The 14,287-nt window shown below is 59.4% G+C and carries 13 protein-coding genes; 7 read left to right on the top strand and 6 right to left on the bottom strand.

What is annotated here, in order from left to right:
- Positions 1-2: 2 nt before the first annotated feature.
- Positions 3-374 carry a VOC family protein gene (locus GOX45_RS08015; protein ID WP_171099694.1) on the bottom strand — a complete coding sequence of 124 codons (372 nt, stop codon included), beginning with the start codon at positions 372-374 and terminating at the stop codon, positions 3-5.
- Positions 375-452: 78 nt separating this feature from the next.
- Between GOX45_RS08015 and GOX45_RS08010 the strand changes: the two genes are divergently transcribed.
- Positions 453-995 (top strand): TetR/AcrR family transcriptional regulator, encoded by a 543-nt coding sequence (locus GOX45_RS08010; protein ID WP_171099692.1) that lies wholly within the window; start codon positions 453-455, stop codon positions 993-995.
- Positions 996-1,207: 212 nt separating this feature from the next.
- Here GOX45_RS08010 and GOX45_RS08005 read toward each other — a convergent pair whose 3' ends face one another.
- The gene (locus GOX45_RS08005) at positions 1,208-1,966 is read right to left on the bottom strand and encodes a DsbA family protein (RefSeq protein ID WP_171099690.1); all 759 of its coding nucleotides are present in this window, start codon (positions 1,964-1,966) and stop codon (positions 1,208-1,210) included.
- A complete protein-coding gene (locus GOX45_RS08000) occupies positions 1,963-3,345 on the bottom strand; it encodes a M48 family metalloprotease (protein ID WP_171099689.1) in 1,383 nt (460 codons plus the stop codon). Before GOX45_RS08000 ends, GOX45_RS08005 begins: the two co-directional genes overlap by 4 nt.
- On the opposite strand from GOX45_RS08000, the gene GOX45_RS07995 reads away from it, so the two are divergent.
- The 3 genes from GOX45_RS07995 (at position 3,344) to GOX45_RS07985 (ending at position 8,389) form a co-directional block, all read left to right on the top strand.
- Positions 3,344-4,507 carry a pyridoxal phosphate-dependent aminotransferase gene (locus GOX45_RS07995; protein WP_171099687.1) on the top strand — a complete coding sequence of 388 codons (1,164 nt, stop codon included), beginning with the start codon at positions 3,344-3,346 and terminating at the stop codon, positions 4,505-4,507. The two genes, GOX45_RS08000 and GOX45_RS07995, sit on opposite strands and share 2 nt — an antisense overlap.
- 66 nt (positions 4,508-4,573) lie before the next feature.
- On the top strand, positions 4,574-5,794 hold the full coding sequence (locus GOX45_RS07990) for an N-acetylmuramoyl-L-alanine amidase (RefSeq protein ID WP_171099685.1): 1,221 nt from the start codon (positions 4,574-4,576) through the stop codon (positions 5,792-5,794).
- A 105-nt stretch (positions 5,795-5,899) separates the two neighbouring features.
- Complete coding sequence (locus GOX45_RS07985; RefSeq protein ID WP_171099684.1) at positions 5,900-8,389, top strand: PBP1A family penicillin-binding protein; 2,490 nt, start codon at positions 5,900-5,902, stop codon at positions 8,387-8,389.
- On the opposite strand, the gene GOX45_RS07980 is transcribed toward GOX45_RS07985, so the two are convergent.
- A complete protein-coding gene (locus tag GOX45_RS07980; protein ID WP_171099682.1) occupies positions 8,383-9,216 on the bottom strand; it encodes an aminoglycoside phosphotransferase family protein in 834 nt (277 codons plus the stop codon). The two genes, GOX45_RS07985 and GOX45_RS07980, sit on opposite strands and share 7 nt — an antisense overlap.
- 77 nt (positions 9,217-9,293) lie before the next feature.
- Here GOX45_RS07980 and prfB point away from each other — a divergent pair, with 77 nt between their 5' ends.
- From prfB to GOX45_RS07965, 3 genes are all read left to right on the top strand, one after another.
- Positions 9,294-10,418, top strand: a complete 1,125-nt coding sequence (gene prfB / locus GOX45_RS07975; protein WP_171099680.1) for a peptide chain release factor 2 — start codon at positions 9,294-9,296, stop codon at positions 10,416-10,418.
- Positions 10,419-10,591: 173 nt separating this feature from the next.
- Positions 10,592-11,989: an amidase gene (locus tag GOX45_RS07970; protein WP_171099678.1), complete on the top strand. Its 1,398-nt coding sequence runs from the start codon at positions 10,592-10,594 to the stop codon at positions 11,987-11,989.
- Between the two features lie 31 nt (positions 11,990-12,020).
- On the top strand, positions 12,021-12,806 hold the full coding sequence (locus tag GOX45_RS07965; protein WP_171099676.1) for a DUF2189 domain-containing protein: 786 nt from the start codon (positions 12,021-12,023) through the stop codon (positions 12,804-12,806).
- Between the two features lie 111 nt (positions 12,807-12,917).
- On the opposite strand, the gene GOX45_RS07960 is transcribed toward GOX45_RS07965, so the two are convergent.
- Together GOX45_RS07960 and ilvN are read right to left on the bottom strand one after the other, a co-directional pair.
- Positions 12,918-13,493, bottom strand: coding sequence for a helix-turn-helix transcriptional regulator (locus GOX45_RS07960; RefSeq protein WP_171099673.1), 576 nt, complete (start codon positions 13,491-13,493; stop codon positions 12,918-12,920).
- A 217-nt stretch (positions 13,494-13,710) separates the two neighbouring features.
- Positions 13,711-14,271 (bottom strand): acetolactate synthase small subunit, encoded by a 561-nt coding sequence (ilvN, locus tag GOX45_RS07955; protein ID WP_170551801.1) that lies wholly within the window; start codon positions 14,269-14,271, stop codon positions 13,711-13,713.
- Positions 14,272-14,287: the final 16 nt, after the last annotated feature.

Below are 14,287 nucleotides of genomic sequence, written 5' to 3'. Positions count from 1 at the left end.
GGCTATCGGATTGGCGCGCTGATATCGACGGCTGTACCGTTGGGGTCGCGTAGCATCAGACGTCTTTGCCCATAGGGCAGGTCCGTCGGCTTTTGAATGATGTCAGCCTGCATGGCCTGCGCATTTGCAACGACGACGTCCAGATCCGAGACCACAAAGGTGAAGATGCAGCCACCATGCGTCTTGGCAACGCCTTCCGGTATGGTGTCATGATCCTTGTTCAGTATGCCCAGTTCAAAACCGGGCTTATCCTCGTGCGATAAACGGACAAACCAACCGAAATCACCGGTTCTTTTCAGCCCGAGAAGGTCTTCGTAGAACTCTGCCGTCTGTTCGACATTGCCGGTTAGGATATTGGTAAAAGCGCGGTTCATCAGAGCCTCCTGAGGTTTGGACAATCAGCATACACATGTGTATGTTGCGTCCTACATACATAACTGTATGTTAGGCCAATGCAACCCAAAGCACTCACAACCGAAGACTGGCTGGATCTTGCGCTGAACGAACTGAGGCTAGAGGGGTATACCGCTTTGAAGGCGTTACCCTTATCGCGGAAGCTGAACGTAACGCGCGGCAGCTTTTATCATCATTTTCCAAGTCTGGATGAGTTTCACAAAGCGCTGATTGCCCATTGGTCAAGAAACACAAGTGACTCCGTGATCCGCGCGGCCCAAGAGGCAACTGACCCGAAAGCCGCGCTGGATGATTTGTTGCAAAAGACATTGCGCTCGGGCGAGCAGTTGGAACGCGCTGTCCGGTCCTGGGCGACCGTTCAGCCCTTGGTCGCGCAAGAGGTTGAGAAGGTCGACAACACCCGAATTAAGGTGGCCGAAAACTTGCTTGTCAAAAGCGGGATTGCCAAAGCCCAAGCCACGCCGCGCGCGCGCTTATTGTACTGGGCCGCAATCGGCCGCCTTATGATGCCATTTCCAGAGCACAACCTGCTGTCACAGAGTGAGATTACCGATCTAGCGACGCTTATGCTGCGGGCTTGAGTTTCATGTACCGTCAAAGGTGGGGGCAGTATTTTGGAGACCGCTAGTGAAACTGTGCGATTTTACACCGCTACTCATTCTAACGGATACCTAACCGCACGCACCAATGGAGAAATCGCAAACTTGGGTTTAGCGTAAAACTGCATCACCGTTCGCCGTTTCCAGAACCAAGCTTGTAGGCCCTTTCGGGGGGTGAAGCTATCCCAATCCCATCACCCCTGTTCAGCGCGGACGCCGTTGGCGATCTCCAGCATTTGATCGGCGGGCAGGAAGCCGCGCAGCATCTCGGTGCCCAGAACAAAAGACGGGGTGCCCGAGATCTGCATGCGTTGTGCCAACTCGCGGGTTTCGGCGATTTCTGCGGTGACCTCATCGCTGTTCATTGCGGCGATGATCGCGTCGCTGTCCAGGCCCAAGCCCTCTGAAATACGGCGCAGGGACACTTCGTTGGGCTCGCCAGTGAACTCCAACAGAGCGTCATGGACCTGTTTATAGGCGTCGTCACCGGCAACCTGTTTGGTGGCCACGGCAAAGCGGGCAGAGGCCACCGAAGCCTCGCCCAGAATGGGCAGTTCTTTGATCACCAGCCGGATATTGCCGTCTTCGGCCAAGAGCGTGGCGATTTCGGGCACGGCCCTGCGACAGAAACCGCAGCGGTAATCCATGAACTCGACCAGGGTGATGTCACCATCGGGATTGCCACCCACCCAGCTATAGCCGTCATTGAACAAAGCCTCAGCGTTTTCGGCCACCAGCAGCTTGTCGGCTTGCGCTTCGGCTGCAGCGTTGCGCTGTTCCAGAATATTGATCGCCTCGATGATCACTTCCGGGTTTTCCAGCAGGTATTCGCGGACCTGCGCGCCAAACTCGGCTTTTTCGGCGTCGCTCATGGCGTTCAGGTCCAGCGCCTGGGCAGGGGCTGACAACAAGGAAAGACCCACCAGGGCCGGGGCTGCGTGTTTGAGGATCATTTCCGTTTCCTTTTCCGTTTCTCGGCGCGCTCTGATGCAATCAACACATCCTGGGCCCGTTGCCAACCCGGAGATCCTTCGGGCAGCAGCCGGACAGCGCGTTTGGCATGGATGCCCGCATCGGCCAACCGGCCCTGCAGCGCATATCGTTCTGCGGTCACGGCAGAGGCCATGCCGTTATTTCCCAGCTGCGAATAGGCCGTTCCCAGATCGCGCAGCAACCGCTGATTGCGATCATCTCGGGCGCGGGCCTTTTCCAACACGGGCAGGGCCGCTTTGGTGTCGCCACCCGCCAGCAGAGCCCGGCCATACCCCGCCAGGATCAAAGCGTTGGTCGGTGCCATTTTTACGGCATCGCCATAGGCTGTAATGGCTTCGCTCACTTGACGGTTCTCCAGCAGGATCTGCCCTTTCAGATCATAGTAATATGGGTCATCGGGGCGCATTTCCAATGCTGCGTCGATGGCAGCTCGCGCACGGCTCAGATCCCGGTTCTGGTGGTGGGCCGCTGCTTCGCGCATCAGTCGAATATCGCGGTTGCTCTCTTCGGCAGCACGGCGCAAGGTCCAACTGGGGGACCGCAGGAAGGCTGAAAGTTTCCCTTTCACTCGCGCGAACCAGTAATCGGCATTGGCATTGGGTTCTGCGCGATCTCCAAACTCGTCCAAAAACGCTTCGGCCGCGCGCAGGCGGTCGCGATCAGTGGGGTGCGAGCGCATGTAAGGATCGCGCCGCGCCTCGCTCAGCAATTCCTGCCCTGCGAATTTGCGGTGCAAGGCGACCATGCCCATGGGGGATATCCCGGCCCAGCGCAAATAACTGGCAGCACTGCGGTCGGCGGCGGCTTCTTCAGCCCGTGTATGGCTGAGAAAGCTGCGCAGGGCCGAGGATTGCGTACCAGCAGCGATGCCGGCAGCGGCCTCACCTCCACCTGCGGCAGCGGCTGCGATGGCCACCGCAAGGCCAAGTGATGCATTGCGCTGAGCAGCACGCAGGTTTTCGGCCCGGCGCGCCAGATGACCGTTGGCGATATGCGCGGCCTCATGGGCGATCACCGCTTGCAGCATCTCTGGGGTTTCGACTGACAGGATCAGCCCGTAGTGCACATAGATGGTGTTGTAGTCGATGACAAAGGCGTTGAACGTGTCATCATTGACCACGATGACCTGCACGCGGTTTGTGTTCAGCCCGGCAGCGCGTAGGATGGGAAAGGCCAGTTCGCGCAGCCCGTGTTCGATATCGGCATCGCGGATCAGGCTTTGCGCAACGCTTCCCACAACCGAGGCCATCCACAGAAGAATGGCCAGCAGCAGCGCCGGGATTGACGCGGGCCGGGATACGCGGTCAAAAGCCATGGCAACAACATGAGAGATGGGCATGAGAAACTCAACCCGGTCCAAGGTCGATCCATTCATCGTGATGGATGTCATGGAAGCCGCACGCCGCGCCGAAGAGGCCGGGCGCAGCGTGATCCATATGGAGGTCGGCCAGCCCGGGACCGGCGCACCCAAAAAGGCGGTTGAGGCTTTGGCCAAGGCGATGCAGCAGGATACGCTGGGGTATACCGTGGCGCTAGGGCTGCCCGCACTGCGCCAGCGGATCGCACGACTTTATGGTGAGTGGTACAATGTCGATCTTGATCCAAACAGGGTGGTGATCACGCCCGGATCGTCCGGCGGATTTCTGCTGGCTTTCACCGCTCTGTTCGACAGTGGTGACCGGGTGGGCATTGGCGCGCCTGGATATCCGTCTTACCGGCAGATCCTGTCAGCCTTGGGGCTGGAACCAGTGGACTTGCCGACCGCGCCGGAAAACCGCTTGCAACCGGTGCCTGGTGATTTCGCGGATTTGAACTTGCAAGGGCTGATGGTGGCCTCTCCGGCCAATCCGACCGGCACGATGCTGGACCATGCGGCGATGAAAGCGCTGATCGAGGCTGCGCAAGGGCAGGGGGCGTCTTTCATCAGTGATGAGATCTATCATGGGCTGGAATATGAGGCCAAGGCGGTCACGGCGCTGGAACTGACGGATGAGTGCTATGTGATAAACTCGTTTTCGAAATACTTTTCGATGACCGGCTGGCGTGTGGGTTGGATGGTGGTGCCCGAAGATCAGGTGCGCGTCGTCGAGCGGATCGCGCAGAACATGTTCATCTGCGCGCCCCACGCCAGTCAGGTGGCGGCGCTTGCGGCGATGGACTGCGAAGATGAGTTGCAGGCCAATCTGGATGTCTATCGCCGCAATCGCGCACTTATGCTGGACGGCTTGCCCAAGGCCGGGTTCAGCAATATCGCACCTCCAGATGGCGCCTTTTATGTCTATGCCGATGTGTCCGACCTGACAGAGGACAGCCGCGCCTTTGCGACCGAGATACTGGACAAGGCCGGGGTCGCGGTGACACCGGGCTTGGATTTCGACCCGGTGCGCGGGCACAAGACCTTGCGCTTTTCCTACGCGCGCGCCACGGCGGATATCGAAGAAGGTTTGGCCCGTCTGCAACGGTTCATGGCCGAACGCGGGGTGATTGCCGAACAAGCTTAGGGCGTTCACAACGCGCGCGAATTGCGGTAGACTTGCCTTCAAACGATCTCGGGAAAACTTGAGGCCATGAGCAGGATTTTCTACGCATTCGCCCTGATCTGGGCGTTGACCTCTGCTGCTTTCGCGCATGATTTCAACGCGCTGGCGCGGGTTTTGCCCGAACAGAGCCATATCTCCAACGAAGGCCGATCCGGCGTTCGGGTGCAATTGGGTCTTAGCCAGGGCGTTCCCTATCGTGTATTCACGCTCAAAGATCCATATCGCATGGTGCTGGACTTCCAAGAGGTCGACTGGACAGGGCTGAAGCGCGATGGATTTCTGCAATCCGACCGGATCAGTGATGTGCAATATGGCGCCTATGTTCCGGGATGGTCGCGTATGGTGCTGGAACTTGGGGCCCCTTTGATGGTCTCGTCTGCGGATATGCGGGTCGACGAGGCTAGCGGGCAAGCTGTGTTGGCCCTGCATCTGACCGGCACGGATTTCGACAGTTTCGTTGCAAGCGCAGGTGCGCCGCGTCAACCGGGCTGGGACCTGCCCGAGCCGTCGGTGGCCCCCGCGTTGCCTTTGATGGAAGGTGTACGCCCGGTGCATGTCATGCTCGACCCCGGGCATGGGGGCATTGATCCGGGGGCCGAGGTCGACGGTTCGGATGAAAAGACGCTGATGTTGACCTTCGCTCGCGAGCTGCGCGAGGCTCTGTTGCGCGCGGGTGGGTTCGAGGTGTCGCTGACTCGGGGCGACGATCATTTTGTCTCGCTTGAACGCCGCATCGCGCTGGCGCATCGTGCGGGTGCGGATGTGTTCATCTCGCTTCATGCGGATATCCTGTCCGAAGGGCGTGCGCATGGGGCTGCGGTCTATACCTTGTCAGATGAGGCGTCGGATGTGGCCAGCGTGAAACTGGCCGAACGTCATGATCGCGGTGATTTGATCTCGGGCATTGACCTGAGCGGGACGGACGACCAGGTGACCGATGTGTTGCTGGATATGGCCCGTCGCGAGACCAAGCCGCGCACCGACGCTTTGGCACATGCGCTGGCCGATGGTATGGCGCAACAGGGCGGGCCAATGAACAACCGACCGATCCGGGCCGCGTCTTTTTCGGTGCTAAAGGCGGCTGATATCCCGTCGGTACTGGTCGAGCTTGGCTTTCTGTCCAGCCCACGCGATCTGACGAATATCCGCGACGCCCAGTGGCGTGCGCGCATGGCCACAGGGTTGACACAGGGGCTTATCCAATGGCGTCACGAAGATCAGGTCCGGCGGGCGTTGATCGGGCAATGACAGTGCAACGACGGGGCGGCGTAATTCAGCCTTGCAGCGTTTCGTGTTTTGACCCTGACACGGGGCGCCCTTATATAGACGGCACCGCGAAGAAAAGGCAGTAACGTGATCCGGTTCATTCTTTCGATTTTCGGTGGGCTGTTCAGCTTCATCACTCTGGGTATCTTTATGACCGCCCTGACCGTGGGCGGTGTGTTCTGGATGTATGGGCGCGATCTGCCCAGCCACGAGTCGTTGGCGCAATACAAACCGCCGACGATCAGCCGGATCTATTCGGGTGAAGGCAAGCTGATTGACGAGTTTGCTCAGGAACGCCGTCTGTTTACACCTGCCGAGGAAATCCCGGATCTGGTGAAGCAGGCCTTTATTTCTGCCGAAGACAAGAATTTCTATTCCCATCACGGCTATGACCCGCGCGGTATCGTGGCCGCCGGTGTCGAAGCTGTGCGCACCAAAGGTGGTACCGTGCGCGGTGCGTCGACCATCACCCAGCAGGTGATGAAAAACTTCCTTTTGTCCGGTGACCGTCAGGCCGAGCGCAAGATCAAAGAGATCATTCTGGCCACGCGGCTTGAAGACACGTTGGACAAGGAACAGATCCTCGAACTTTATATGAACGAGATCTTTCTGGGTCAGAACTCCTATGGTGTGACCGCCGCGGCGCAGACCTATTTCAACAAGACCCTGCAAGAGCTGGAACCGCATGAGGCCGCGACCCTTGCTGCGATGCCCAAAGCTCCGTCGGATTTTCATCCGGTGCGCCGGAAAGAGCGGCTGTTGGATCGCCGCAACTATGTTCTGCGCGAGATGCAGCAGAACGGTTATATCGACCAGGCTACGTATGAGACCGAGGTCGAGATGCCATTGCGCTCGGTCCAGAACGGTGATTTCGAAAGCTTCCGTACGGCCCTGCCGCCACGCGATTATTTCACCGACGAAATCCGCCGTCAGCTGAGCGAAGACTTTGGTGAAGGCGAGTTCTTTACCGGAGGCTTCACCGTGCGCGCCTCGGTCGATGAAGAAATGCAGGTCGAAGCCGCCAAGGCGCTGCGCACCGCATTGCAGAAATACGACCGGTCACGCGGCCGCTGGCGCGGCACTGGCGAGGTGATTGCCGAAGAGCAACTGGCAGATGAGGCGCAGTGGCGCGAAGCGCTGTCGCTTGTGAAGATTCCGCGCGATGTTGAACTGCCAACGCAATGGTATCCGGCGGTGGTGCTGGAGGTGGCGGATCAAAGCCTGACCGTCGGGATCGAGGATGGCCCCGCCGATGGCGTCATTCCGCGCTCGGACATCCAGTGGATGCAAGGCAACTTCTTTGACAATTTCAAACGCGGCGACGTGATCCTTGTGATGGCCGGGGAAGAGGGCCAGTGGTCCGCCCGCCAGGTGCCCGAGGTCCAGGGCGGCTTTGTCGCGATGGATGTGAACTCGGGCCGAGTTCTGGCGATGCAAGGTGGGTTTTCTTATCAGGACACCGTTTTCAACCGCGCCACCCAGGCGCAACGCCAGCCGGGGTCATCGTTCAAACCCTTTGTCTATGCCGCCGCGCTGGACAGCGGATACAGCCCCGCCACCATCGTTGTGGACGCACCGATTGAGGTGAACACACCGCAGGGCCTCTGGCGGCCCAAGAACTCATCGAACAAGTTTTACGGCCCAACACCGCTGCGCACCGGGATCGAACAATCGCGCAACCTGATGACGATCCGTCTAGCGCAAGAGGTCACGATGCCGGTTGTGGCGGGCTATGCGGAACGGTTCGGGGTCTACGACCGGATGGGTGCGTTTCTTGCCAACTCGCTGGGCTCTGAAGAGACGACGCTCTACAAAATGGTGGCCGCCTATGCGATGTTTGCCAATGGTGGTCAGAGGGTCGAACCTACGCTGGTGGACCGCATTCAGGACCGGTTCGGGAAGACGATCTACCGCCATGATGATCGTGAATGCGTGGATTGTAACTCGGGCTGGATCGCGCCTGATCAGTCGCCACGCATTGTTACGGATCGCTGGCAGGTGATGGACCCGATCACCGCTTATCAGCTGACATCGATGATGACCGGTGTGGTCGACCGCGGTACGGCCTCGTCGCAAATCGATCTGCCGGTGCCAACCGCAGGCAAGACCGGCACAACCAACGAATCCAAAGACGCCTGGTTCATTGGCTTTACGTCGAACATCGTCGCAGGCTGCTATATCGGATATGACCGTCCGCGTCCGATGGGGCGGGGGGCCTATGGCGGCACATTGTGTGGCCCCGTCTTCCAGAGCTTTATGGAGAAAGCGGTCGAGAAATATGGCGGTGGCCCGTTCGAAGTGCCGCCCGGTGGCCATTTCATCAAGATCGACCGGTTCAGCGGTGCGCGTCTGCCACCGGACGCAACCGGCGACTATGTCGTGGCCGAGTATTTCCGCGACGGCGTGGATGGATTTATCGACCGGATCTATGATGGCGGTTTTGCCATCGGCTCGGATCTGCCGCTGTTCGAAGAGGTTCAGCGCGCAGGTGTTCAGGTTCAGACCTCGACCGGGGAAACCGTGATCGTTGCCCCCAATGCCTCGCAAGGGGATCTGAGCACAGGCGGTCTTTATTGATCGGCAACTGCCAAAAGCAGGTTCAGCAGATCAGCCTCGCGGTCGCCTGAAAGGGTGCCACCCGAACGCCAGAAGATCGACAGGGTGCACTTGGCCGCCGCCCATTTCGCGACGCGCGCACGCGCTGCGTTCATGGCATCGGCGTAGAGCGTGAGGTAGCGCTCGATATGATCTGGCTGACGCATCAGATCCTCCAACCCTTTGGGATTGCGCAGCGCATTGGCCAGTTCAAAGGCCGGATCGCCGACATAGCCCTTGGCGTCAATGACCCGCAGTCCAGCATCCGTGACGATCACGTTGTCATGATGCAGATCGCCATGCAGCGGGTGTTTGAGCTCGGTTCCGTTCAGCAACGCGCGTGCAAGCGCCATCCCGCGCGTCATGTCCTGTTTCAATCCGGCGGGGCAGTCGGAGGCAAACTGGCAGTCAAACATCGCGGCAAAGGTCTTCTCCAGCGGTTCCAGCCCGGCTTGAGACGGGGGCGGGCCCTGATGCAGGCGCCGGGCCGTCTCGGCCAGCATCTCTGCGGCGCGGTCAGGCGCGCCATTGCGGGCGATATCGCCCAGTGTGGGGCCCTCAAGCCAGCCCATCAGAACCGCGTTCTGCGCCAGCGCCAAAATCTCCACCGCACCGCGATCCTGCCAGCGCTCCAACAGGTGTAGACCGGGGCCTTCATTGCCCATATCTGCGCGCCGATAGACCTTAAGCGCGGCCTCTTGGCCGCGCTGCGTTCTGACCTTCCAGACCTGTGCGTGCCCGGTATCGGCGATGTGGCAAATCTCGGTCAGGTACCATTCGGTCATAAACTCTTGGGCTGTGCCCTGCATTCGCGTCCTGCCTGTCTTGTGGTGCCTCACGCCTCTTGCTATCACGCAGGCCTGATTGAGCAAGTTGGGACAAGACCATGCGCGCGGAAACCCAGAATATTGTGGTGGAAATCGAAAAGTCGCTGGAGCTGCTGGCGCAGCGCATGGACTATGAAACCGCGCCGCACCGGCTTGAGGAATTCAACGCGCGGGTCGAAGACCCCAACCTGTGGGACAATCCCGAAAACGCACAAAAGCTGATGCGCGAACGCCAGATGCTGGTGGACGCGATCGAGACCTACGAGTCGATCAAGACCGATCTCAGCGACAATATCGAACTGATCGAATTGGGTGAGATGGAAGACGACCAGGACGTCGTGGAGGACGCCGAAGCCGCCATCAAAGCGCTGCAGGACAAGGCCGCCCAGAAAGAGCTGGAGGCGTTGCTGGATGGCGAAGCGGACAGCAACGATACTTTCCTTGAGATCAACTCGGGCGCGGGTGGGACGGAAAGCTGCGACTGGGCCTCGATGCTGGCGCGGATGTATGTGCGCTGGGCCGAGAAAAAGGGTTATACGGTCGAGCTGCAATCCGAGACAGCGGGCGAAGAGGCGGGGATCAAATCCGCCGCCTACAAGATTTCGGGGCATAACGCTTATGGCTGGTTGAAATCAGAATCCGGCGTGCACCGGCTGGTGCGGATTTCGCCTTTTGACTCGGCAGCCAAGCGGCATACCTCGTTCAGTTCTGTCTGGGTCTATCCGGTGGTGGACGACAATATCGAGATCGAAGTGAACCCTTCGGACATTCGCATCGACACCTACCGGTCGTCAGGCGCGGGTGGACAGCACGTGAACACGACCGACTCGGCGGTTCGGATCACACATATTCCTACCGGGATTGTTGTGACAAGCTCGGAAAAGTCTCAGCACCAGAACCGGGATATCGCCATGAAGGCGCTGAAATCACGGCTCTATCAGCAGGAACTGGACCGCCGGAACGCCGATATCAACGCAGCCCACGAGGCCAAGGGTGACGCGGGCTGGGGCAACCAGATCCGCTCTTACGTGTTGCAGCCCTATCAGATGGTCAAGGATCTGCGGACCAATCACGAGACCTCGGACACCAAAGGGGTGCTGGATGGGGATCTGGATGAATTCATGGCCGCAACGCTGGCCCTGGACGTTGCGGGCAAAAGCCGGTCCGAGGCGCAGGGCGACTGAGGTCGGCTGGGAGCTCTGCTGCGCTAAGCGACCGAGGTTTCTTTGGCCCGTTTTCGCGGATCGGGGTTGAGTAGGCTGACCGGCAAAAACATACATCCAAACAACGGGTTTTCTTGCTGCAAGGGCTTGGCTAGGCTGGTTTGAAGGACCAGTCTTTTCCAAGTGGAGCCCTCATGGATCTAAGCCGAACCTCTGCCACCCAGCTGCTGAGCGAATTGTCAGCGGGCCGCCTGTCGGCGCAGGAACTGATGCGCGCAACGCTGGATCGGATCGAGGCGGTGAATCCCCGGGTAAATGCCGTTGTAGCTTTGCGGGATGCGCAGGAATTGCTGGCAGAGGCGCAGGCCGCTGACAAAAGCGTAGCGAAAGGCCCGTTGCACGGGCTGCCGATTGCGGTGAAGGATCTGGTGAATGTGGCCGGCATTGCCTCGACCCAGGGTTCGCCATTGTTTCGAGACAATGTGCCTGCGCGCGATGATCTGCTGGCGGCGCGCTTGCGGGCGGCAGGCGCGATCCTTATTGGCAAGACCAATACGCCTGAATTTGGCCTGGGCTCCCACACGTTCAACCCGGTCTATGGTGCCACGCGCAACCCCTATGATCTGGATCTGTCCTGCGGCGGGTCTTCGGGTGGGGCGGCGGTGGCGTTGGCCACGGGGATGCTGAGCCTCGCGGACGGGTCGGACATGATGGGCAGCCTGCGCAATCCGGCGGCATGGAACAACGTCTACGGCTTTCGGCCCAGCTGGGGCAGGGTGCCGTCCGAGCCGGTCGGAGATGTGTTCTTGCATCAGCTCTCGACGCTTGGGCCGATGGCGCGCAGCCCGGAAGATATTGGTTTGCTGCTGGACGTGATCTCGGGTGCAGACCCGCGCCAGCCCTTGTCGGTTGAAACGGCACCCGTTTCGCCTGTGCAAGCTGCAGACCTCACGGGGGTGCGGATCGGCTGGTTAGGGGATTGGGAGGGCGCGCTGCCATTTGAGCCGGGGATTCTGGAGTTAAGCGCTGAGGCGTTGCAGGTGTTTTCCGACCTGGGCGCAGTTGTTGAACCCGTGGCACCTCCTTTTGAGGCCGAACGGCTGTGGGACAGTTGGATAACCCTGCGCTCGTGGAGCGTGGCAGCGGGGTTGGTCCCCTTGGCTGCGCAGCGGGGGGCGCTCAAAGACACCGCGCAATGGGAGCTGGATCGGGGCCTGGCCTTGTCGGCGATGGATGTGCATCGGGCCACTGTCATCAGGTCCGAGTGGGCCCAAGCGGCGGTTCAACTGTTCGAGCGCTATGACGCACTGGTTCTGCCCTCGGCGCAGGTTTGGCCCTTTGAGATCGATCAGCCTTATCCAACGCAGATCGCGGGGCAGGCGATGGATACGTATCATCGCTGGATGCAGGTGGTCGTACCTGTCAGCCTGATCGGCTTGCCCTGTCTCTCGGTTCCTGCAGGCTTTGGTGCAGCGGGGCTGCCCATGGGCGTACAGCTCTGCGGGCCGCGCGGATCGGACGCGCGAATCTTGTCGATGGGCGCCGCCTACCATGCGGGGACGCAATGGCCGCAAACCAGACCGGCCTTGTGACGCGGAATTCTAAGGGAGGAGGAACAGGGTGATGGATAAATCCTTTGGGGTCCCAGACCTGCGCCCGGCCAATACGGGGATGCTGAAACAGGCGCTGCATATGGCCTGGGCCGATCTGCGCCGCGCGCCGGTTTTTGGTCTGCTGTTTGCGGGCTTCTACGTCATCACGGGCTGGCTCATGGCCTGGGTCACGCTCGAAACCGGCACATCCTATTGGCTGGTTCTGGCGGCCATCGGGTTTCCACTGCTGGGCCCTTTCGCCGCCGTGGGGCTTTATGAGGTATCGCACCGATTGGAACAGGGTGAGCCTTTGGAGTTCAAGGCAATCTTCGGAGTTGTCCTGCAGCAAAGCCGTCGGCAGCTGCCGTCGATTTGTGCCATCATCGTGGTGATGTTCCTGTTCTGGTTCTTTCTTGGCCACATGATCTTTGCGCTGTTCATGGGGCTGTCGACCATGACCAATGTGTCCTCGTCGCTGCAAGTGTTCCTGACGCCCAACGGGTTGACCATGCTGGTGGTCGGAACAGCGGTGGGCGCTGTTTTTGCCCTTGTGCTCTATATGATCACCGTGTTGTCGATCCCGATGCTGCTGGACCGCGAGCTGGATTTCGTCTCGGCCATGATCGCGAGTTTTTCCTATGTCCGGGACAATCTGAAAGTGATGCTGATCTGGGGTTTGCTGATCGCGGTCTTTACTTTCGTGGCGATGATCCCCTGGTTCCTGGGTCTGTTTCTGGTGCTGCCGCTGCTGGGTCATGCCAGCTGGCACCTCTACCGGCTGATCACGGTTGATAGTGACGGCGCCTCAGCCGCGTGACAGGCGTGCAATGGGCAGTGCCGTCGACACCAAGCGCCCAAGATAGCGCAGTTTGAGCTGTTGCGGCGTGAGCGAAGAGCCGTGTGACATCTTCGACAGCGTGCCGGACCATTACTCATCCTCTGTCGCGCGGGAAAACACCATCATGCGCTGATCTTGTGCATCGCGTCGCAACATCAGGATCAAAAGGCTGGTCTGTGTTGCAACAACCATGCCTTGAACCTCGCGTTCCTGCGGTGAGTGCGCTGAAGTCGTGCCGCGCGGTTCATATCCGCGCAACAGGGTTGTGTGCCCAACATGACGAATATGTACCAGGCTATGATGCGTTGTGGCATGCGCCTCGGGTGCACCGGCAAGCAATTGGTAAAAACCGCTCGCGAGGGTGGGTTTTTCTTTGGGTACTAAAAAACGGTCGAGCATCTCGGCGGCAGGATGTGCGTGCGTCTGGGTGATTTCATCCAAAGGCTGCAATAGAATTCGGGCGTCCACGCCGAAAAATCGGCAAATGCGCTCCAATACCTCGGGCCGGGGAAAGTTCTGTCCCGACAGATAACGGTTGAACTGTGTGCGGTTCATCCCCAGTTGACGACACAACCCTGAGACCGACGGGTATTGGCTCGCCAGAACGCGTAGATTGGCCCCAAAAACACCCTGTGTTTCAGATCGGCTGACGCTTAGGTCGGTCATGCTTGTCCCAAGTTCGTATTGCAGGAAAAAACACAACCGCACCAATCTGGTACGTGCTGCAGTCACACTCATCAACCAAAAGCGGCGGGCAGAGAAATCAACCACGCAGCGACCTTCAGGCTAATCGGATAAGCCTGAAGTTCAATGGTCTTTTTGAGGTATAGTCTGATGTTTAGCGCAAAACCCCCGGAGCGATCACAGGGGGTGTATTTTCTCATCAATCGCCACGCAACAGTGCGGCAACACCGGTTCGGGCAATTTCGATCAGGCCCAGAGGGCGCATCAGATCGGCGAAAGCATCAATCTTGTCGGGCGCGCCGGTGATTTCGAAAATGAACGAGTTTAGGGTGCTGTCGACCACATTGGCGCGGAAGATATCGGCCAGTCTTAGCGCCTCGACCCGTTTGTCGCCTTCGCCCACGACCTTGATAATCGCCAGTTCCCGTTCGACCGAGGGGCCTTCGACGGTCAGGTCATGCACGTCATGCACGGTCACAATCCGACCCAACTGCGCCTTGATCTGTTCGATCACCTGCGGTGTGCCGGTGGTGACGATAGTGATGCGGCTGAGGTGCCCGGTATGGTCCACCTCGGCCACGGTCAGGCTTTCGATGTTATAGCCTCGGCCCGAGAACAGCCCGATCACACGGGCCAACACACCGGGTTCGTTCTCAACCAGAACGGCGATCGTATGGCGCTCCTGCACGTCCGAAAAGGTGGGCCGTAGGTTATAGGCCGAATGGCGGGTGGAGCCTTTTTTGATATGTAGGGCAGACATTTAAGTCCCTTTCGTC

The sequence above is a fragment of the Ruegeria sp. HKCCD7255 genome, from assembly GCF_013031565.1.
In the GTDB taxonomy this organism is placed as follows: domain Bacteria; phylum Pseudomonadota; class Alphaproteobacteria; order Rhodobacterales; family Rhodobacteraceae; genus Ruegeria.
This window is presented reverse-complemented; position numbering and strand designations above follow the sequence as displayed.